Origin of the sequence: Oceanicola sp. 502str15 (assembly GCF_024105635.1) — a bacterium.
Classification (GTDB): Bacteria; Pseudomonadota; Alphaproteobacteria; order Rhodobacterales; family Rhodobacteraceae; genus Vannielia.
The window spans coordinates 2,038,295-2,056,736 of record NZ_WYDQ01000001.1; the positions used below are offsets into that span (position 1 = coordinate 2,038,295).

Annotated in this window: 17 protein-coding genes; 12 read left to right on the plus strand and 5 right to left on the minus strand. The window is 67.9% G+C overall.

Annotation, left to right across the window (positions count from 1 at the left end; translation table 11 throughout):
- The first annotated feature begins 18 nt into the window (after window positions 1–18).
- Complete coding sequence (locus GTH22_RS09865) at window positions 19–996, plus strand: glycosyltransferase family A protein (RefSeq protein ID WP_252945018.1); 978 nt, start codon at window positions 19–21, stop codon at window positions 994–996.
- Window positions 993–1,985, plus strand: a complete 993-nt coding sequence (locus GTH22_RS09870) for a glycosyltransferase (protein ID WP_252945019.1) — start codon at window positions 993–995, stop codon at window positions 1,983–1,985. The genes GTH22_RS09865 and GTH22_RS09870 overlap by 4 nt, the downstream gene beginning before the upstream one ends.
- A gap of 105 nt (window positions 1,986–2,090) precedes the next feature.
- Here the strand turns inward: GTH22_RS09870 and GTH22_RS09875 are convergent, their stop codons facing one another.
- Complete coding sequence (locus tag GTH22_RS09875; protein ID WP_252945020.1) at window positions 2,091–2,555, minus strand: MaoC family dehydratase; 465 nt, start codon at window positions 2,553–2,555, stop codon at window positions 2,091–2,093.
- Between the two features lie 132 nt (window positions 2,556–2,687).
- On the opposite strand from GTH22_RS09875, the gene GTH22_RS09880 reads away from it, so the two are divergent.
- The 10 genes from GTH22_RS09880 to GTH22_RS09925 all read left to right on the plus strand — a co-directional run bounded on the left by GTH22_RS09880 (window position 2,688) and on the right by GTH22_RS09925 (window position 13,526).
- Window positions 2,688–3,911 (plus strand): CaiB/BaiF CoA-transferase family protein, encoded by a 1,224-nt coding sequence (locus GTH22_RS09880; RefSeq protein ID WP_252945021.1) that lies wholly within the window; start codon window positions 2,688–2,690, stop codon window positions 3,909–3,911.
- A 22-nt stretch (window positions 3,912–3,933) separates the two neighbouring features.
- The gene (locus tag GTH22_RS09885; RefSeq protein ID WP_252945022.1) at window positions 3,934–4,977 is read left to right on the plus strand and encodes an acyl-CoA dehydrogenase family protein; all 1,044 of its coding nucleotides are present in this window, start codon (window positions 3,934–3,936) and stop codon (window positions 4,975–4,977) included.
- Window positions 4,974–6,128 (plus strand): acyl-CoA dehydrogenase family protein, encoded by a 1,155-nt coding sequence (locus tag GTH22_RS09890; protein WP_252945023.1) that lies wholly within the window; start codon window positions 4,974–4,976, stop codon window positions 6,126–6,128. Before GTH22_RS09885 ends, GTH22_RS09890 begins: the two co-directional genes overlap by 4 nt.
- A 167-nt stretch (window positions 6,129–6,295) precedes the next feature.
- Complete coding sequence (locus tag GTH22_RS09895) at window positions 6,296–7,408, plus strand: TAXI family TRAP transporter solute-binding subunit (protein ID WP_256471573.1); 1,113 nt, start codon at window positions 6,296–6,298, stop codon at window positions 7,406–7,408.
- 124 nt (window positions 7,409–7,532) lie between these two features.
- A complete protein-coding gene (locus tag GTH22_RS09900) occupies window positions 7,533–9,497 on the plus strand; it encodes a TRAP transporter fused permease subunit (protein ID WP_252945025.1) in 1,965 nt (654 codons plus the stop codon).
- Entirely contained in the window at window positions 9,494–10,315 is an 822-nt protein-coding gene (locus GTH22_RS09905; protein ID WP_252945026.1) for an alpha/beta fold hydrolase, read from the plus strand. Before GTH22_RS09900 ends, GTH22_RS09905 begins: the two co-directional genes overlap by 4 nt.
- A complete protein-coding gene (locus GTH22_RS09910) occupies window positions 10,315–11,508 on the plus strand; it encodes a CaiB/BaiF CoA-transferase family protein (RefSeq protein ID WP_252945027.1) in 1,194 nt (397 codons plus the stop codon). The genes GTH22_RS09905 and GTH22_RS09910 overlap by 1 nt, the downstream gene beginning before the upstream one ends.
- The gene (locus GTH22_RS09915) at window positions 11,505–12,134 is read left to right on the plus strand and encodes a carboxymuconolactone decarboxylase family protein (protein ID WP_252945028.1); all 630 of its coding nucleotides are present in this window, start codon (window positions 11,505–11,507) and stop codon (window positions 12,132–12,134) included. Before GTH22_RS09910 ends, GTH22_RS09915 begins: the two co-directional genes overlap by 4 nt.
- Entirely contained in the window at window positions 12,134–12,739 is a 606-nt protein-coding gene (locus GTH22_RS09920) for a flavin reductase family protein (protein ID WP_252945029.1), read from the plus strand. The genes GTH22_RS09915 and GTH22_RS09920 overlap by 1 nt, the downstream gene beginning before the upstream one ends.
- A 19-nt stretch (window positions 12,740–12,758) precedes the next feature.
- Window positions 12,759–13,526, plus strand: coding sequence for an enoyl-CoA hydratase/isomerase family protein (locus GTH22_RS09925; RefSeq protein WP_252945030.1), 768 nt, complete (start codon window positions 12,759–12,761; stop codon window positions 13,524–13,526).
- Window positions 13,527–13,642: 116 nt separating this feature from the next.
- Here GTH22_RS09925 and GTH22_RS09930 read toward each other — a convergent pair whose 3' ends face one another.
- The 4 genes from GTH22_RS09930 to GTH22_RS09945 all read right to left on the minus strand — a co-directional run bounded on the left by GTH22_RS09930 (window position 13,643) and on the right by GTH22_RS09945 (window position 18,437).
- Entirely contained in the window at window positions 13,643–14,395 is a 753-nt protein-coding gene (locus tag GTH22_RS09930) for a GntR family transcriptional regulator (RefSeq protein WP_252945031.1), read from the minus strand.
- An 80-nt stretch (window positions 14,396–14,475) separates the two neighbouring features.
- Entirely contained in the window at window positions 14,476–15,138 is a 663-nt protein-coding gene (locus tag GTH22_RS09935; protein ID WP_252945032.1) for a glutathione S-transferase, read from the minus strand.
- Window positions 15,139–15,149: 11 nt separating this feature from the next.
- A complete protein-coding gene (gene pcaF / locus GTH22_RS09940) occupies window positions 15,150–16,352 on the minus strand; it encodes a 3-oxoadipyl-CoA thiolase (protein ID WP_252945033.1) in 1,203 nt (400 codons plus the stop codon).
- A 3-nt stretch (window positions 16,353–16,355) separates the two neighbouring features.
- A complete protein-coding gene (locus GTH22_RS09945) occupies window positions 16,356–18,437 on the minus strand; it encodes a 3-hydroxyacyl-CoA dehydrogenase NAD-binding domain-containing protein (RefSeq protein WP_252945034.1) in 2,082 nt (693 codons plus the stop codon).
- Window positions 18,438–18,442: the final 5 nt, after the last annotated feature.

Consider the following 18,442-nt stretch of genomic DNA (forward strand, 5'->3'; position numbering starts at 1 on the left):
GCCAGAAAGGCCCCACCCATGCCCCTCGCTTCCATCATTGTCCCCGCCTTCAACGTCGAAGCCACCCTGGCCGAGACCCTGACCGCCCTGCTCGCCCAGACCCACCCCGACTTCGAGATCATCGTCGTCGATGACGGCTCGACCGACCGCACCCCGATGATCGCCCGCCGCTTCGCCCGCGATGCCCGTGTGCGGATCGTCCGTCAGGCCAACCGGGGCCTCGCCGGGGCGCGCAACTCGGGCATCGAGGCCGCCCGGGGCGAGATCATCGGCTTTTGCGACGCCGACGACCTCTGGCACCCCGAAAAACTGGCCCGCCACGCCGCCCACCTCGCCGCCAACCCGAGCGTCGGCATCAGCTACTCCGGTTCCGCCCTGATCGACGAGGCCTCCCGCCCGCTGCGCACCGCCCAGCGCCCGCGCCTCACCGGTGTCGACGCCAGCCTGATCTTCAAGCGCAACCCGGTGGGCAACGGTTCCGCCCCTGTGATCCGCCGCGCCGTCTTCGACGAAATCGCCTACGCGCCCCGCCAGGAGCCCACCCGCACCTGGTATTTCGACGAAACCTTCCGCCAGTCGGAGGATATCGAATGCTGGCTGCGCATTGCGCTCTCCACCACCTGGCGCTTCGAGGGCATCGAAGGGCTGCTGACCCGCTATCGCGTCAACGCCGGCGGCCTATCGGCCAACACCGAGCGGCAGCTCGCTGCCTGGGAGCGGATGGTGCAAAAGCTCGCGCCCCTCAACCCGGCCTTCTTCGAGGTCAACACCCCCGCCGCCCGCGCCTATCAGCTGCGCTACCTCGCGCGCCGGGCGGTCTCCGACCGTGACGGCCAGCGGGCCGACCGCCTGATCCGCGCCGCCCTCGCCAACTCCCGCTTGCCGTTGCTCGAAGAGCCCGGCAAGACCCTCATCACCCTCGCCGCCGCCCTCGCGCTGCGCCTGATGAGCCCGCGCCGCGGGTCTGCCACCCCCGCAGCCGAGCCCGCCCGATGACCCGCCCTCGCGTTCTCCACCTCGTCGATGACGCCACCGCCGGCGGCGTGATGCGCGTGCTCGACTACCTCGTCAACGCGCCCGAGCTGGCCGCACAGGCCGAGCACGCGCTGCGCCATGTCACCCGGGGCAGCCTCCGCCTGGGCCACCTGCCTGCCGACATGATCGTCTCGCACCTCGCGGTGAGCTGGCGCACCCTGCCGATGCTCGCCCTGCTGCGGCTGCTGAACCCGCGCGCCCGGCTGGTCCATGTCGAGCACAGCTATACCGAGGGGTTCGTGGCCCATTGCGTGCCCCGCAAGCGCCGGTTTGCCCTGCTGCTGCGCACCGCCTACCGCCTGTTCGACCGGGTGGTCGCGGTCAGCGCGGCACAGGGCGCATGGCTCACCCGCAGCCGCGCCGTCGCCCCGGCCCGCCTCGCCGTCATCCCCTCCTGCGTCGACCTCACCGACTTCCGCAGCCTTCCCGCCCCCTCAGGCCCCGTCCGCACCATCGGCGCCATCGGCCGGCTCGACCCGCAGAAGGGCTTCGACACGCTGATCGCCGCCTTCCGGGCGGTGGAACGGCCCGACCTCGCCCTGCACATCTACGGTGAAGGCCCCGAGGAAGGCCGCCTGCGCGCGCTGGCCGAAGGCGATCCCCGCATCACCTTCAAGGGCTTCGCTCCGCACCCCCGCGACGCCTTCGCCGCCGTCGACGCCGTCGCCATGCCCTCCCGCTGGGAAGCCTACGGCCTCGTCGCGATCGAAGCCCGCGCCGCAAGCCGCGCCCTGCTGATCCACGAGGTCGATGGCCTGACCGACCACCAGCCGCTCGGCGTTCACACCGCCGGGGACTGCACCGCCAGTGCCTGGACGACGCTGATCGAAACACTCGCAACCGAGGTGGCACCGTCCCACAGGGCCGAGCCCACGCCGGTTCATCGTCTGGAGGAACGTTTCCTGAAGGCCTGGAACGCCCTCGTCACCGAGACTCCGCTCGCAGCGTGAGGTGACAAAAGCACCGCCCGTTCACAGCCGCTATCTCCCGAACGGGGTCAGCTTGCCCTCACAGTTGAGCGGCCGCACCCGCCACCCAACCCCGCCGCGGATCTCCTAAGGCAGCGCATCTCCAATCAGCAGCAGCCCCTCTGCAACCAGGGCCGGGCGCTCGCTGTCCTTGATCTCGATGGTCGAGGAAATTGCCAGCTGCGTGCCCTGCCCGCGCCGGGTGGCTGAGGTGACTGTCTGGACGAGGCGGACGAGGCTGCCCACGGGCACGGGCGCGGTGAAGCGCACGCGATCGTAGCCGTAGTTCAGCCCGGCGCCCCGACGCTCGATCCGGAACAGCTGGCGCTGCAGACGCGGTATCAGCGAAATCAGGAAGAGCCCGTGGGCAATGGTCTTTCCACCGGGCTGTTCGCGGGCGGCGCGGGCCACGTCGACGTGAATCCAGTGGTCATCTCCGGTCAGCTCGGCGAAGGCATCTATCTGCTCCTGAGTGATCTCCATCCATTCCGTCGCCCCGAGCGGCGTGCCGCTGTGCTGCGCCAGATCCATCGCGGTTTCGACTGTGACCATTGCGCTCTTCCTCCTGTTCACACGGCCCATCGGCGGCCAATGAGTGAATAAGTCATAATTACAATTTTTACCTTGCACAAGCAGGCCGACTCGTCGCAGGTATGGCGAAGTGTTGCAGAAGGGAGGCTGCGGATGGCCGGGACTCTGAGTCATATCAAGGTGTTGGATTTCAGCCGTGTCTTCGCCGGTCCTTGGGCCGCGCAGATGCTGGCCGACTTCGGCGCGGATGTCATCAAGGTAGAGCACGTGAAAGGCGGCGACGACGTGCGCCACATGGGCGTGCCGCACCTGGACGCGGAAGGAAACCCCACCGGCGAGACCTCCTCTTTCCTCGCCATGAACCGCGGCAAACGTTCCATCGGGCTCGACCTGAAGCATCCTGAAGGACAGGCGCTGGCCAGGAAGCTGATCGCCGAAGCCGATGTGCTGATCGAGAACTTCAAGACCGGCAACCTCGCCCGCTTCGGCCTCGACTATGCTGCCGCGGCAGAGATCAACCCGCGGCTCGTCTACTGCTCGATCACCGGCTTCGGCCAGACCGGGCCGATGGCACACCTGCCGGGCTACGACCCGATCTTCCAGGCCATGTCCGGCCTGCTCAGCATGACCGGCACCGCCGACGGCCTGCCGGGCGCAGGCCCGGCACTGGTGGGCTACTCGATCTCCGACATCACCGCCGGGCAATACGCCGTGTCGGCCATTCTCGCGGCGCTCAACCACCGCGACGTGGTTTCGGGCGAAGGCCAGTACATCGACATCTCGCTGCTCGACACCCAGATCCACGCCGCCTCGCACATGGCGATGAACTACCTCTCCTCGGGCAGGCTGCCGCGCCGCAACGGCACCGCCTCCCAGATCACCTGCCCCTGGCAGGCCTTCGATTGCGCCGACCGGCCGATCATGATCGCCATCGGAAACGATCCGCAATTCGCCCGCTTCTGCGACTATCTCGGGCTCGACGGCGTGGCCGAAGACCCGCGCTTCGCCACCAACCTCGCCCGCGTCACCCATGCCGAGGAGCTGGTGCCGATGATCGCTGGCAAGCTCGCCGAAAAGCAGGCCGACACCTGTTATGCCGAGCTGGAGGCGATCGGCATTCCGGCCGGGCCGCTGAACAGCTTCGAGGATGTCTTCGCCATGGAGCAGGTGCAGGCGCGCGGTCTTCTCAAGGCGCTCGATCACCCAAGGGCCGGCCGTGTCAGCTACGTGGGCAACCCGGTGCGGTTTTCCAAGACGATGGCAGACGACGGGCGCCACCCGCCGCTGCACGCCGAGCACACCGACGAGGTGCTGCGCGAGATGGGGCTCGACGAGGCCGCCGTGGCCGCCCTGCGCGATGCCGGGGCGGTGAAATAGGAGACCGGGGATGGATGGTGCCATGAGCGAGGAATGGGTCGAGAACGCCCGGATGATCGTGGAAAGCGCGCGGGCCATCGTGCCGGCCGACGGATCGCTGGAGCGGGTGCGCAAGGTGCGTTTCGAGGGGCCGGGCTACGACCGCGCGGTCATGCAGGAAGCGGGCGAGCTCGGGCTCTTCCTGATGCGCGTCGAAGAGGAGGCCGGGGGCCTCGGCCTTGGCATGCGCGAGACCTGCGAGCTTGCCCGCGTGCTGGGGCGCGGCCTGCTGCCCGAACCGGTGCTTGCCGCGATCATGGCGGGCGCGATGCTTCAGGGCTCGATGCCGGAAGAGGCGATGACGGGCGCGCAGGTGATCACCTGGGCCTGGCAGGATGCCCTCGGCAGCCTCGGCTGGAAGGGCGGCGCCGATGGGGGCCGGATCAAGGGCACCAAGCAGGCGGTGCAGGGCGCTGCGGGTGCCGACCTTTTCGCCGTGCTGACCGATCAGGGCGTCGCGCTGCTGCCGCGCGACGCAGTGACCCTCCAGACGGCCGAAAGCCTCGATGGCGGCCAGCTCTGCACGATCAGTTTTGACAGCGAGGCCGAGATCCTCCCCTGCCCGACCGCGCAATCGGTGCTGGAAGATGCAACGCTGGCCCACTCGGCCTACCTGCTCGGCCTCTCCGAGCGTGCGCTGGAAATCACCCTCGAGTACCTGCGCGTCCGCAAGCAGTTCGACCGGCCGATCGGGAGCTTCCAGTCGCTCCAGCACCGGGCGACCGAGATGAAGGTGAGCCTTGAACTGTCGCGGGCTGCGATCTTCGCCACTGCCCGGCGGTTCGACACCGGGGCCGACGCGCTCACCCGGGCGCGCGGCGCGGCGCGGGTCAAGCTGCGGGCCGCGGAGCTGGCCATGCATGTCAGCCGCGAGGCGATCCAGATGCACGGGGCCATGGGCATCACCGACGAGGCCGACATCGGCCTCTTCGTGCGCAAGGCGATGAGCGAGGCCAACCTCTTCGGCTCGCCGCGCCTGCTGCGCGCCCGACTCGCCGAGCTGCTCGACGAAGGAGACGCCGCATGACCGACCTGCCCGACTTCAACGCGATGACCGACGCCGATTTTCGCGCACTCGCCCGCGACTTCGTGGAAACCAACTACCCCGACATTCCGCGCTACACCCTCGGGCGGCTCCACTGGGACGAGGTGAAGCCCTGGTATCTGGTGCTCTCCGAACACGGCTGGATCTGCCCGACCTGGCCCCGCGAGCATGGCGGAATGGGGCTGACGGCAGGCAAGCACCTGATCCTTATCGAAGAATTCGAGCGCTACGGCGCCGCCCGCGTCAACGATATCGGCCCGGTCATGCTGGGCCCGCTGCTGCTGAAATACGGCACCGAGGCGCAGAAGGCCGAGTTCCTGCCGAAGATCCTCTCGGGTGAGCATGTCTGGGCGCAGGGCTACTCGGAGCCGGGCGCGGGCTCCGACCTCGCGGCGGTGCGCTGCGAGGCGGTGCTCGAGGGGGGCGACTGGGTGATCAACGGTCAGAAGACCTGGTGCACGCTCGGCATGGACGCCAACTGGATCTTCATCCTCGCCCGCACCGACAAGACGGTGAAGAAGCAGGCCGGGATCAGCTTTCTTCTGGTGCCGATGGACGCGCCCGGAGTGACAACGCGCAACATCGAGAACCTCGAGCGCGAGGCGGAGTTCTGCGAGGTGTTCTTCGATGACGTGCGCGTGCCCGCTGATCATATCGTCGGCGGCGTCAACGAGGGCTGGACGGCGGCCAAGGCACTGCTCGGCCACGAGCGGGTCTTCATCGGTGCGCCGCGCCTCTCGGCCGCGGCCATGACACGGCTGAAGCGCATCGCGTTGCGGGCGGGTGTCTGGCACGACCCGGTGTTCCGCGATCGCTACGTCGCCCTGCAATGCGACGTGGCCGACTTGGGTGATCTCTTCGAAACCTATGTCGACAAGCTGCGCGGCGGCCAGACCATCGGCGCCGACGTGGCGATGCTGAAGATTTTTCAGAGCGAACTCTACCAGCGCATCTCGGAGCTGATGATGGAAGTCGCCGGCGAAGAGGCCGGGCTGGCACAGGCGCCGGAAGGCGACCGCCAGCTTCATGCCGCCGCCACCTGGCTTTCGGCCCGCCCCACCACGATCTTCGGAGGCTCGACCGAGATCATGCGCAACATGCTGGCGAAAGCGATTCTCGAGCTGCCGAGCTGAGAATACTGCAAGCCACTGAAATCGCTTCAAAACCAATAAAAGTATAAAATTGACTTTTACGGAGAACCGGGACTAAGATCACCTGAACGGCGGCCAACAAGGCATACACGCCGTCCGACATATTATCGGGAGCAAAGGGAGGAAACGATTTGCTGCGCTCTACCTTCATGAAGGCAACGGCCATGTCCGTTGCACTGTTTGCCGGCCAGGCCCTGTGGGCCCAGGATGCGGCTCTGCCGAAGTCCATGGTCTGGACATCCTACGACCTTGGGTCCACCGGCTACGTCGAGGCCTCGGCAATGGCCGACGCGCTCGACAAGCAGTTCGGCACCACCATCCGGATCACCCCCTCGGGCACCGGCATCGGGCGGCTTCTTCCGCTCAAGACCAAGCGCGCCAATTTCGGCTTCATGGGCAACGAGATCCTCTTTGCCGCCGAAGGCAGCTACGAATTCGCCGCAAAGGACTGGGGCCCGCAGGACACCCGCGTTCTGCTTGGCCGGCCTGCCGCCGTGGGCCTGATCACCGGTCTCGACACCGACATTGAGACCATGGCCGACGTGCGCGGCAAGCGGGTCGGCTACGTGCAGGCCAACCCCTCGATCGACATGAACATCGCCGCCGAACTGGCCTTCGGCGGGCTCACCAAGGATGACATCGAGCCGGTGGTCTACCCCGGATACGGCGCCATGGTGCAGGGCTTCATCGCCGGCGAGATCGACGTTGTCACCGTCACCCCCACGGTCGCCGCCCTGCGCGAGGCCGAAGGCGGGCGCGGTGTGCGCTGGATCGACATGCCGGGCTCCGACGCCGAAGGCTGGGCACGTGTGAACGAGAGCTCCTCCGTCTTCTCTCCCACCACCATGACCGTGGGCGTGAGCATCTCCGAGGATGATCCGGCCGAACTGCTGGGCTACCGCTACCCGCAGCTCTCGACCTATGCCGACGTCAGCGAAGACGAGGTCTATGCCCTCATCAAGGCGCTCGACGAAAGCTACGATCTCTTCAAGGACGGCAACCAGGTGATGAGCCGCTGGAACCTCGAAGATGCCGGCACCTCCCCCGCCGGTGCGCCCTTCCACCCCGGTGCCATCAAGTACCTACGTGAAAAGGGTGTCTGGACCGAGGAAGACGACGCCTGGAACGAGGCGCGGCTGGCCGAACTCGAGAAGATCAAGGCCGCATGGCCCGAAGCTCTCGCCAAGGCCGACTCCGAAGGCGTGTCCGACGACGACTGGCCCGCCTACTGGGAAGCCTACAAGGCCGAAATGCTCAACTGAGCCACTCGGGCACCACGGCCCCAGACCGGGGTGCCCGATGCCGGCGGCGGCGCGAAGGCGAGGCTTTCGCGCCGCTCGTCCCTCTTTCGGACAGCGCATCCGCCCCTGATCTCCGGACCCCGTCATGCAAACAGAAGATACCCCCCTCGACACCCCCGCCCCGAAGCTCTGGTCCCTGCCGGGAGAGCGCCTGTCGGGCGCGGCCTGGTTCGTCACCTTCGTACTGTCGGTCAGCGGCATGGCGATCATCGTCAACCAGATCTTCAACCTGCAGACCCTGGGCTTCCGCCCGATCAGCACGTCCTATTACTACATCATCGTCGGCCTCTTCATGCCGGTGGCCTTCCTCGCCAACCCGGCGCGCGAAGCCGACGGCAGCCGGGTGCGCTGGTATGACTGGGCGCTCTCTGCCCTCGCCCTCGGCATCTGCCTCTACTTCGCCGCGCATACCGACGAGATCCTGAACCGCGGCTGGGAATATCAGGCGCCAACCCCCGTCACCTTCATGGCCGGCGGGCTCGTGCTGCTCTCGCTCGAGGCGGTGCGCCGCTGCGCCGGGATGCCGCTGTTCATCATCTGCGCCATCTTCGCCGCCTTCCCGCTCTACACCGGCTACCTGCCCGGCTTTCTCTGGGGCGTGCAGCTTTCCCTGCCCGAAACGGTGCTGAGCCACTCGCTGGGCGTCGAGAGCATCATCGGCATCCCGATCCGGGTGATCGCAGACCTGCTGATCGGCTTCATCGTCTTCGGCGTCGCGCTCACCGTGTCGGGCGGCGGCGTGTTTTTCATGGATCTCGCCTCTGCCCTGATGGGCCATGCCCGTGGCGGCCCGGCCAAGGTGGCGATCCTGTCCTCCGGCTTCTTCGGCTCGCTCTCCGGCAGCGTGATCTCCAACGTCATCTCGACCGGCGCAATGACCATTCCGACCATGAAGAAATGCGGCTACCCGGCCACCTACGCCGGCGCGGTGGAAAGCTGCGCCTCGACCGGTGGCGCGCTGATGCCGCCCGTGATGGGCTCGGTTGCCTTCGTCATGGCCTCCTTCATGGGCGTGCCCTACGCCGACATCATGGTCGCCGCCGCGGTGCCCGCCCTGCTCTTCTACCTCGTGCTACTGATCCAGACCGATTGCTACGCCGCCAAGAACGGCCTCAAGGGCCTGCCGCGCGACCAGTTGCCCAAGCTCTGGCGCGTGATGCGCTCGGGCTGGGTCTTTCTCATCAGCCTCGTCGCCCTCGTGGTGCTGCTTCTGGCCACCAATGCCGAGGCAAAGGCCCCCTTCTACATCACCATCCTGCTGCTGATCACCGCGCTGATCCGCGCCCGCAAGGGCAACATGATGGAGCCGGTGCTGCGGCTCGTGATGGAGACCGGCACCACCATCGGCATGCTGGTGGGCGTGCTGGCGGGCGTCGGCATGGTCGTCGGCGCGCTGGCCATCACCGGGGTGGGCAACGCCTTCTCCCGCGAGCTGCTGCAATATGCGGGCGGCAACCCCTACCTTCTGCTGCTGTTCGGCGCGCTGACCTCCTTCATACTCGGCATGGGGATGACCGTTTCGGCCTGCTACATTTTCCTCGCCGTGGTGCTGGCCCCGGCCCTCGTGCAGGGCGGCTTCAGCCAGATGGCAAGCCACCTCTTCATCCTCTACTGGGCCATGCTCTCCTACATCACGCCCCCCGTGGCGATGGCGGCCGTCGCCGCCTCCTCCATCGCCAAGGCCCCGGCCATGCGCACCGGCGTCACCGCCATGCGGCTCGGCGCAATCCTCTTCGTGCTGCCCTTCCTCTTCGTGCTGAACCCCAGCCTGATCCTGCAGGGCGACTGGCCCGACATCCTCCGTTCGGTCTCGACCGCGATCCTGTCGATCCTGATGCTGGCAGCGGCCTCCGAGCGCTGGCTCTACCTGCTGAACCGCCGCGCCAAGGGCTGGGAGGCCCTGGTGATGCTTGCGGGCGGCATCTGCCTGCTCGTGCCCGAGCGTCTCAGCGATGTTGCAGGGCTGGCGGCATTGGCGCTGGTCTATGGCCTCGGCTACGCCACCCGCCCGCGCCAGACCAACCCCGAGCTGCCCGGAGGCGCCGAATGACCGACTCCCGCCACATCACCCTGCCCGATGGCCTGCGCCTCAACACCCGCCTCGACGGCCCCGAAGGCGCCCCCTGCCTGGTCTTCTCCAACTCGGTGCTCACCGACCTCTCGATCTGGGATGCACAGGCCAAGGCCCTTTCCTCGGACTACCGGGTCATCCGCTACGACCAGCGCGGACATGGCGGCTCCGACGTGACCGAAGGCGCAATGGACTTCACCGGCTACGGCGCCGACCTCGTCGCGCTGCTCGACGCGCTCGGCATTGCCCGCTGCACCTTCATCGGCCTCTCCATGGGCGTGCCCACCGGGCTTGCCGCCCATGCCGCGGCCCCCGATCGCTTCGAGCGCTTCGTGGTGGTCGACGGCGTGAGCCGCTCCGCCCCCGGGCGCGAGGCCTTCTGGGGCGAGCGGCGCGACACCGCCCGTGACGCGGGCATGGAGGAAATCGCCATCTCGACGGCACCGCGCTGGATGCCCGGCACCGCTGAAGACGGACCCGAGCTGGCCCGGCTGATCGAGATGGTCGCTGCAACCCCGGTCGAGGGCTTTGCCGCCGCGACCCATGCGCTGGCCAGCTACGACCATTCCGACGTGCTGCCCTCGCTGGCCCTGCCCTTCCTCGGCATCACCGGCGAGAAGGACGGCGCCATGCCCGAGGCCGTGCGCAAGCAGTTCGGCGCCGTGCCGGGCGCACAGTTCACCGACATTCCCGGCGCCGGCCACCTGCCCAACTTTCAGAACCCCGATGCCTTCAATACCGCGCTTTCGGCCTTCCTCGCGGCCACCGCGCAAGACCTGACCAAGGAGACCCGCTGATGCCCGGCCCACTTTCGCATGTTCGCGTGCTCGACCTCAGCCGGATCATGGCCGGCCCCTGGTGCGGCCAGATCCTCGCCGACCTCGGTGCCGACGTGATCAAGGTCGAGCGCCTCGGCGAAGGGGACGACACCCGCCGCTGGGGCCCGCCCTTCCTGAAGGATTCCGACGGCGAGGCAACCAAGGAGGCCGGCTATTACCTTTCGGTGAACCGTGGCAAGCGCTCGGTCGAGCTCGACCTGAAGAGCGAAGAGGGCCGCGCCGTGGTGAAGGCGCTCGCCGCCGAGAGCGACATCCTGCTGGAAAACTTCAAGACCGGCACGCTCGACCGGATGGGCCTCGGCTACGAAGACCTCAAGGCGGTGAACCCCAAGCTCATCTACTGCTCCATCACCGGCTTCGGCCTGACCGGCCCGATGGCCGGCGACGCGGCCTATGACTTCATGATCCAGGGTATGGGCGGGCTGATGAGCGTCACCGGCGGCCCCGACGGCACCCCCGGCGGCGGCCCGCAGAAGGTGGGCGTGCCCATCGTCGACATCATGACCGGCATGTATGCCGCAATCGGGGTTCTGTCGGCGCTGACCAACCGCGACCAGACCGGCAAGGGCGACCATATCGACCTCGCCATGCTCGACGTTTCGGTGGCGATGCTCGCCAACCAGGCGATGAACTACCTCGTCTCGGGCAACGAGCCTGTGCGGCGCGGCAACCGTCATCCCAACATCCAGCCGCAGAATGTCTATCCCGTGAAGGATGGCTACATCGTGCTGGCGGTGGGCAACGACGGGCAGTTCCGCAAGTTCGCCGAGGTGATCGGCCAGCCGGCCCTTGCCGACGATCCGAAGTTCTCCACCAACGCGGCGCGGGTGGAAAACCTCGAAGAGCTGGAGGGGCTGCTGATCGAGGCCCTGTCCACCGGCAGCATCGAGCATTGGGTCTCGAGCTTTGCCGCCGCCGGCGTGCCCTCAGGCCCGATCAACACCGTGGGCCGGGTCTTCGACGAGCCGCAGGTGCAGCACCGCGAGATGCTGCGCGACATTCCCCACCCCCTTTCCGGCAGCGTGAAGCAGGTCGTCAGCCCGCTCAACTTCGCCAATGCCCCACTCGCCTTCGACCGCGCCCCGCCGCTGCTCGGAGAACATACCGAAGAGGTGCTGCAAGCCCTCGGACTAAAGGAGACGCAACAATGAGCCAGCAGAGCCAGAGCGCCGCCAACGGGGGCCGCATCAGCTTCCCGGTGCCCGAAACCATGAACGAGGCCCAGCGCGAGGTCTACGAGCAGATCGTTTCCGGCCCGCGCCGCACCCTCGTCGGCCCGCTGCGCGCCGCGCTGCACAACCCGGTGCTGGCCGACCGCTGGCAGCGGCTGGGGCAGGTGCTGCGGTTCGAAACCTCGCTGCCGACCCACCTCAACGAGCTGGCCATCCTGGTGACCGCACGGCGTTGGAACAGCGAACTGGAATGGGCCATCCACGCCGGCGACGCCGACCGCGCCGGGTTGGACCCGGCGATTGCCGAGGCCATCCGCACCTGCTCCGTGCCCGATTTCGGCACCGACGAGGTGGCCCGCGAGATCTACGACTACGCCTGCGAACTGGTGCAGCGTGGCGACGTGAGCGAGCCGACCTATGCCGCCATCGTGGCCCGCTGGGGCGAGGTCGGCGCGGTCGAGCTGACCGCCGTGATCGGCTACTATTCCATGGTCGCGATGACGTTGAACGTGCACCGTGTGCCCCTGCCCGAAGGCGTCAGCGCCGACCTTCCCCGCGAAGAGGGCAAGCTGGCCGAGATGCCCGGTTCGGGAGCAACGGCCTGATGTTCTACGATCCCCGCACCGAAGGCCACGGCCTGCCCCACAACCCGTGGCTTGCCATCATCGTGCCTCGCCCGATCGGCTGGATCTCGACCGCCGCCGCCGACGGCACGCCCAACCTCGCGCCATACAGCTGTTTCAACGCCATATCCTCGAACCCGCCCCATGTGATGTTCTCCTCGGATGACGCCAAGGACAGCAGCACCAACGCCGAGGCCACGGGCTATTTCTGCTGCAACCTCGCCACCTTCGAACTGCGCGAGCAGATGAACCAGAGCTCCGCCACCTATCCGCCCGAGGCCGACGAGTTCGCCGCCTCCGGCCTCACGGCGGTGCCCTGCGAGAACATCCCGGTGATGCGCGTGGCCGAAAGCCCCGTGGCGGTGGAGTGCAAGCTCTCCCAGATCATCACCCTGACCCCCTCCAGCGGGCTGCCCAACACCAACCGCATCGCCATCGGCGAGGTCGTGGGCATCCATATCGACGAGCGCGTGCTGAAGGACGGGCTGGTGGACGTGGAAGAGCTGAAACCGCTGGGCCGCATGGGCTACCGCGAATACACGGTGCCGCCGCGCAGCTTCGAAATGCTGCGCCCGGTGCTGGACTGACGACAGGAGAGACACGCCGATGAGCGACCATGAGACCCTCACCCTCGACGTGGCCGATTTCGTTGCCACCGTCACCATCAACCGCCCGCCGGTAAACGCCCAGAACAACCGCTTCCGCGAAGAGATCGCCGAGGTGATCGACGCGCTGGGAGACCGGAGCGACGTGCGCGCCATCGTGCTCACCGGCGAGGGCAAGGCCTTCTCCGCCGGGGCCGACCTGTCGGAGCGCCCGACGCAGGACCCCGGCCACTACACCGCCCACAACCGCCGTGTGCGGGCCAGCTTCGACTGCCTGCTCGAATGCCCCAAGCCGATCATCGCCGCCGTGAACGGCGCGGCCATCGGCGCCGGCTGCGTCACCGCGCTCTGCTGCGACATCATCGTGACCTCTGAGAAGGGCTTTCTGCAGATGACCGAGGTGATGGTCGGCCTCGCCGGCGGGGTGGCCCATGTGCGCCGTCACTTCGGCGAAAGCGACGCGCGGATGATGATCTACACCGCCCGCCGGGTCTATGGCCCCGAGCTCCTGCGGATGAACGTGGCCTCAAGCTGCGTTGCGCCCGAAGAGCTGCTGCCCACCGCACAGGCCCTGGCTGCCGATATCGCCAAGGCCAGCCCCTCGGCGGTGCGCGCCGCCAAGAAGTCGTTCCAGATGACCGAAGGCGTGTCGATCTACGAGGGCTACCGCTTCGAGCAGGGCCAGACCAAGGCGCTCTCCACCTCCGAAGACACCGCCGAAGCCATGGCGGCATTCCGCGAAAAGCGCGCGCCGGTGTTCAAAGGGTGAATCGGGGGAATTGCGGTCGTCATCCTCGGGCTTGACCCGAGGATCTCCCGACAGGGGCGCGACGGATCGCCAGAGATCCTCGGGTCGAGCCCGAGGATGACTGCCGCCCACCCGCCCTAGCGCAGCTTGACCTCGATCTTCATCATGTCGCCGCGGTAGATGCCGTTGGCCATCAGGATGACATCGCCCTCCTGGTTCACCGCCATCCGGCGCACCTTGGCCACCGGATCCCCGATCGAGATGTTCAGCTCGGTGGAGGTCTCGAGGTCGGCCGAGCCGATCGTGACCACCTGGTTGGCATCCGTCACCGTCTGCCCGGGCAGGTCGCTCACCAGCCGCATCGCGGTGACGGCGGTATAGGCCTCTTCCGGGATCAGCGGGCAGATCCTTTCGTCCACGTAGACATCCGCCAGAAGAAACGGCGAACCATCCCGGCTGTGGCGGCGCTTCAGATGCCGGTAGGCCGGGGCCGGCGTGCCGATGTAATCCTCCCCGCGCGGCAGCGGCACCTTGCGCTCGTCGCCGAGAATTTCGATCACCGCATTGTCGCGGGCGATCAGCAGGCCGGACCAGTCGGTCTTCACCTCGCACCACAGATCCCGCCGCGGACGCTCGAGCACGAAAGTGCCCTTGGCCCGGTAGCGCACGATCAGCCCTTCCTTCTCGAGGATGTCGAGCGACTGGCGAATGGTCATCGTCGCCACCCCGCAGAGGTCGGCAAGTTCCTTCACCGTGGGGATCTTCGCCCCCACTTCCCACTCGCCATTCTCGATGCGCTGCCGAAACAGGCTGGCCAGTTGGATGTAGCGCGCCACATTGCTCTTCTGCAGAGCCTTGACGGTCGCGTTCTCTGGTTTGGTCACTTGCATATCACACCCTGGCCTGCCGTTACGCGCAAAGCGTAACGGCGAGTGATAGCGCAATCAATCAGAAAACCTAGTCTTTTATCTTATGCTCGAAACGAGAGCTGTCCCCGTGTCAGCGCGCCGGAATCGCTGCCCTGGTCGTCTTCCACCGCCGTCGCCGCGACCGACGGGCGCTCGGCCAGCCGGGCCGCGAGGGCCGCCAGCTGCGGAAAGTGGTCGCGCCAGCCGCAATCCGGCCAGCGGAAATCCATCTGCCCCAGCGCGGCCACCAAGGCCACGTGCCCGATGCCGAAGGGCATCCGCTCCATCTCCGGTGCTTCCGCCTCCAGCCGCGCCATGGCGGCCCTGACCTTCACGCGCCAGCCGTCGACAACAGCCTGCCAGGGTCCGGTCTCGCGGTTCAGTTCGGTGCGCCAGATCAGCAGCACGTCAGTCATCCCGTCAGCCAGCGCCTGCCAGTTGAGATGCGCAACCCGCGCACTGGCTTCCACCGGATAAAGCCCGGTGCCCGCCCGCAGGTCGAGGTATTCGCAGATCACCCGGCTGTCGATGAGCCGGCGGCCATCCTCCGTGACCAGCGCCGGGATCTTGCCCAGCGGATTGTCCGCCAGCACCGCCTCGGGCGTGGGCATCTGCACCGCCACCACGTTGCGGCTGAGGTCGACCTCATCGACGAGGCCGGTCTCGTGCAGAACGATCATCACCTTGCGCACGAAGGGCGAGCGGGGGGACCAATGCAGTTTCATGGGCTTCTCCATCATACGGCCTCCAGCGAAATGGCAATCCCCTGCCCCACGCCGATGCACATGGTCGCCAGCGCACGCCTGCCAGCGCCCCGTGCCAGCGCACGCGCCGCCGTGCCGGTGATCCGCGCGCCGGACATGCCAAGCGGGTGGCCGAGCGCGATGGCCCCGCCGTTGGGGTTGATGTGATCGGCGTCATCGGGAAGGCCGAGGCGGCGCAGCACCGCGAGGGCTTGGCTGGCGAAGGCCTCGTTGAGCTCGGCAACATCGAAATCGACCGGTTTCAGCCCGAGCCGGGCGCAAAGCTTCTCGGTCGCCGGCGCCGGGCCAAGGCCCATCACGCGCGGGGCAACGCCCGCCGTCGCGCCGCCGGTGATGCGTGCGAGCGGTGTCAGCCCGTGGCGCGCGATGCCCGCCTCCGTGGCCAGGATCAGCGCCGCCGCACCGTCATTCACCCCCGAGGCATTGCCCGCCGTCACAGAGCCGCCCGCCCGGAACGGCGCCTTGAGCGCGGCCAGTTTCTCCAGCGAGGTCGCACGCGGGTGCTCATCGGTGTCGAACACCAGAGCGTCGCCCTTGCGCTGCGGAATCTCGACCGGAATGATCTCTTCCGCCAGCACGCCGGAAGCAATTGCCGCCGCCGCCCGCTCCTGCGAGCGCAGCGCGAAGGCATCCTGATCCTCCCGGGAAATGTCGAAATCCTCCGCCACGTTCTCTGCCGTCTCGGGCATGGAGTCGGTGCCATACATCGCCTGCATCTTCTTGTTGATGAAGCGCCAGCCGATGGTGGTGTCTTCCACGCTGTTTGCCCGGCTGAAGGGCGAGGTTGCCTTGGGCATCACGAAGGGCGCGCGGCTCATGCTCTCGACGCCACCTGCAACGGCAAGGTCGCCCTCGCCCACCGCCAGCCTGCGCCAGGCCGCGAGCACCGCATCCATGCCCGAGCCGCAGAGCCGGTTCATCGTGGTGCCCGAGACCGTCTCGGGAAGCCCTGCCAGGAGCAAGGCCATGCGGGCGACCGAGCGGTTGTCCTCGCCCGCCTGGTTGGCGCAGCCGTAGATCACGTCAACCACGGCCTCCCAGTCGAGTCCCTCGTGCCGCGCCATGAGCGCCTTCAGCGGCAGCGCGCCAAGATCATCGGCCCGCACCGAGGAAAGGCTCCCGCCGTAACGGCCGATCGGGGTGCGGACATAGTCGCAGATGTAGACGTTTTCCAAAGCTCAACCCTCGTTTCCGGTTTCAAGTTCGCCCAGCACCCGCGCCACCGGCCCGGCCCTGTGGCCATGGCCCACGGCGCGCGCCAGCGCATCGAGATCGGCCTGCAGTGCGTCGGGCTCCCGCTGTGCCGCCCAATGCAACGGCCCGCCGCGCCAGCGCGGAAAGCCGTAGCCATTGGCCAGCGCCACGTCGACGTCCGAGGCCCGCTCGGCCACGCCCTCCTCCAGCAGCAAGGCTGCCTCGTTGACGATGGCCGCCATGAGCTGGTGCTGGATCTCCTCGGCGCTGAAGTCACGGGGCGTCACCCCGGCCTTCTCCCGTTCCTCCGCGATGACCGCCGCCACCGCCGGATCGGGCTGCGCCTTGCCGCTCTCATGGTCATACCAGCCCACCCCCGTCTTGCGGCCCAGCCGCCCGGCCTCGCAGAGCCGGTCGGGGATGGTGACATAGCGCGCCTTCGCGTCGCGCGTCGCGGCCTGCCGCTTGCGCATGGCCCAGGCAATATCGAGGCCCGACATGTCGGCCACGGCAAAGGGCCCCATGGCAAAGCCGAAGCCGGTGACCGCCGCATCGACCTGCTCCGGCGCGGCACCATCCAGCACCAGCAGCTCGGCGCGGCGGCGATAGGCGGCGTAGATCCGGTTGCCGATGAAGCCCTCGGCCACCCGCGCCACCACCGGTTGCTTGCCGAGCTTGCGGGCCAGCTTGAGGCCGGAGGCCAGCACCTCGGGCGCGGTCTTACGCGCGCGCACCACCTCCAGCAGCGGCATGATGTCTGCCGGGCTGAAGAAATGCAGACCGAGCACGCGCTCGGGGTGGTCCAGCCCTGCGGCCATCTCGTCGATGTCGAGGTAGGAGGTGTTGGTGGCGATGATGGCATCGGGCGGAAGCACGGCCTCGAGCCGGGCCAGCACGTCCTTCTTCACCTCCATCTCCTCGAACACGGCCTCGATCACCAGATCGCAGCCCGCCAGCGCCCCGGCCTCGACCGTGCCGCCAAGCGCCGCGCTCCGGGCTTGGGCCGCATCGGCGCCGAGCCGCCCCTTCGCCACCTGCGCCTCAAACGACGCCCGAAGCGCCGCAAGCGCACGCTCGAGCGCCGCCGCGTCGCGCTCCATCAGCACCACCGGCAGGCCGGCCGCGAGGAAGGCGCGGGCAATCCCCTGCCCCATCGTGCCGCCCCCGATCACGCCTACGCGCTTCACCGCGCGGGCCGTTTTCGGGTCGACCCCGGCCACCGATCCCGCCCGGCGCTCGGCGAAGAAGAGCGCGCGAAGGGCATGGGCCTCGGGGCTGCGCCGAAGCTGCTGGAATGTCTCGCGCTCGTCCAGAAGCACCGCCCCGGCATCTTCGACAGAGGCCCTCACCAGCCGGATCGCCTCAACCACATTGGGCCGCCCCTTGCCCCGCTTCAGGGCCGATACGGCAGCCGCCTCCAGCGCCTCGTCGCTTTCCTCGGGCGGCGTCATATCACGGCTGAGGCGCTTCGGCCGCGGCTCGGCCGCGAGGAACGCCCTGGCATCTTCCAGCAGGTCGCCCTCGGAGAGCGCGTCAACCAGACCGAGCGGCAGCGCCTCGCGCGCCGGGATACGTGCGGCGCGACAGATCAGGTCCATCGCCTTGCTGCGTCCGATCAGGCGCGGCAGCCGCTGAGTGCCCCCCGCGCCGGGGATCATGCCAAGCGACACCTCGGGCAGGCCAACCATCGTGCCCGGCGCCGCCACGCGGTAGTCGCAGCCCAGCGCCAGCTCCAGCCCGCCGCCCAGCGCCACGCCATGCAGCGCCGCCACCACCGGGAAGGGGGCAGCCTCGATCACCTTGATCACGTCGGGCAACTCGGGCCAGGCCAGCGCCTTGTTGAACTCGCGCAGGTCGGACCCGGCAATGAAACTGCGGCCCGCGCCCAGCAGTATCGCCCCTTCGGCGCCCGCTTCCGTGGCCTTCTCGATCCCGGCAACGAGCCCTTCCCGCACAGCGTGCGATCCGGCGTTCACCGGAGGATTGTCGATCTCCAGCACGGCGATCCTGCCCTCCATCCGAAAGGCGACCTTGCCTGTCGACGTGGTATCAGCTTGGGTGTTCACGGGTC

What these genes read in the sequence shown, in the direction of transcription:
- GTH22_RS09865 (WP_252945018.1), top strand. Translation starts at nt 19, where the DNA reads ATGCCCCTCGCTTCCATCATTGTCCCCGCCTTCAACGTCGAAGCCACC.
- GTH22_RS09870 (WP_252945019.1), top strand. Translation starts at nt 993, where the DNA reads ATGACCCGCCCTCGCGTTCTCCACCTCGTCGATGACGCCACCGCCGGC.
- GTH22_RS09875 (WP_252945020.1), bottom strand. Translation starts at nt 2,555, where the DNA reads ATGGTCACAGTCGAAACCGCGATGGATCTGGCGCAGCACAGCGGCACG.
- GTH22_RS09880 (WP_252945021.1), top strand. Translation starts at nt 2,688, where the DNA reads ATGGCCGGGACTCTGAGTCATATCAAGGTGTTGGATTTCAGCCGTGTC.
- GTH22_RS09885 (WP_252945022.1), top strand. Translation starts at nt 3,934, where the DNA reads ATGAGCGAGGAATGGGTCGAGAACGCCCGGATGATCGTGGAAAGCGCG.
- GTH22_RS09890 (WP_252945023.1), top strand. Translation starts at nt 4,974, where the DNA reads ATGACCGACCTGCCCGACTTCAACGCGATGACCGACGCCGATTTTCGC.
- GTH22_RS09895 (WP_256471573.1), top strand. Translation starts at nt 6,296, where the DNA reads ATGAAGGCAACGGCCATGTCCGTTGCACTGTTTGCCGGCCAGGCCCTG.
- GTH22_RS09900 (WP_252945025.1), top strand. Translation starts at nt 7,533, where the DNA reads ATGCAAACAGAAGATACCCCCCTCGACACCCCCGCCCCGAAGCTCTGG.
- GTH22_RS09905 (WP_252945026.1), top strand. Translation starts at nt 9,494, where the DNA reads ATGACCGACTCCCGCCACATCACCCTGCCCGATGGCCTGCGCCTCAAC.
- GTH22_RS09910 (WP_252945027.1), top strand. Translation starts at nt 10,315, where the DNA reads ATGCCCGGCCCACTTTCGCATGTTCGCGTGCTCGACCTCAGCCGGATC.
- GTH22_RS09915 (WP_252945028.1), top strand. Translation starts at nt 11,505, where the DNA reads ATGAGCCAGCAGAGCCAGAGCGCCGCCAACGGGGGCCGCATCAGCTTC.
- GTH22_RS09920 (WP_252945029.1), top strand. Translation starts at nt 12,134, where the DNA reads ATGTTCTACGATCCCCGCACCGAAGGCCACGGCCTGCCCCACAACCCG.
- GTH22_RS09925 (WP_252945030.1), top strand. Translation starts at nt 12,759, where the DNA reads ATGAGCGACCATGAGACCCTCACCCTCGACGTGGCCGATTTCGTTGCC.
- GTH22_RS09930 (WP_252945031.1), bottom strand. Translation starts at nt 14,395, where the DNA reads ATGCAAGTGACCAAACCAGAGAACGCGACCGTCAAGGCTCTGCAGAAG.
- GTH22_RS09935 (WP_252945032.1), bottom strand. Translation starts at nt 15,138, where the DNA reads ATGAAACTGCATTGGTCCCCCCGCTCGCCCTTCGTGCGCAAGGTGATG.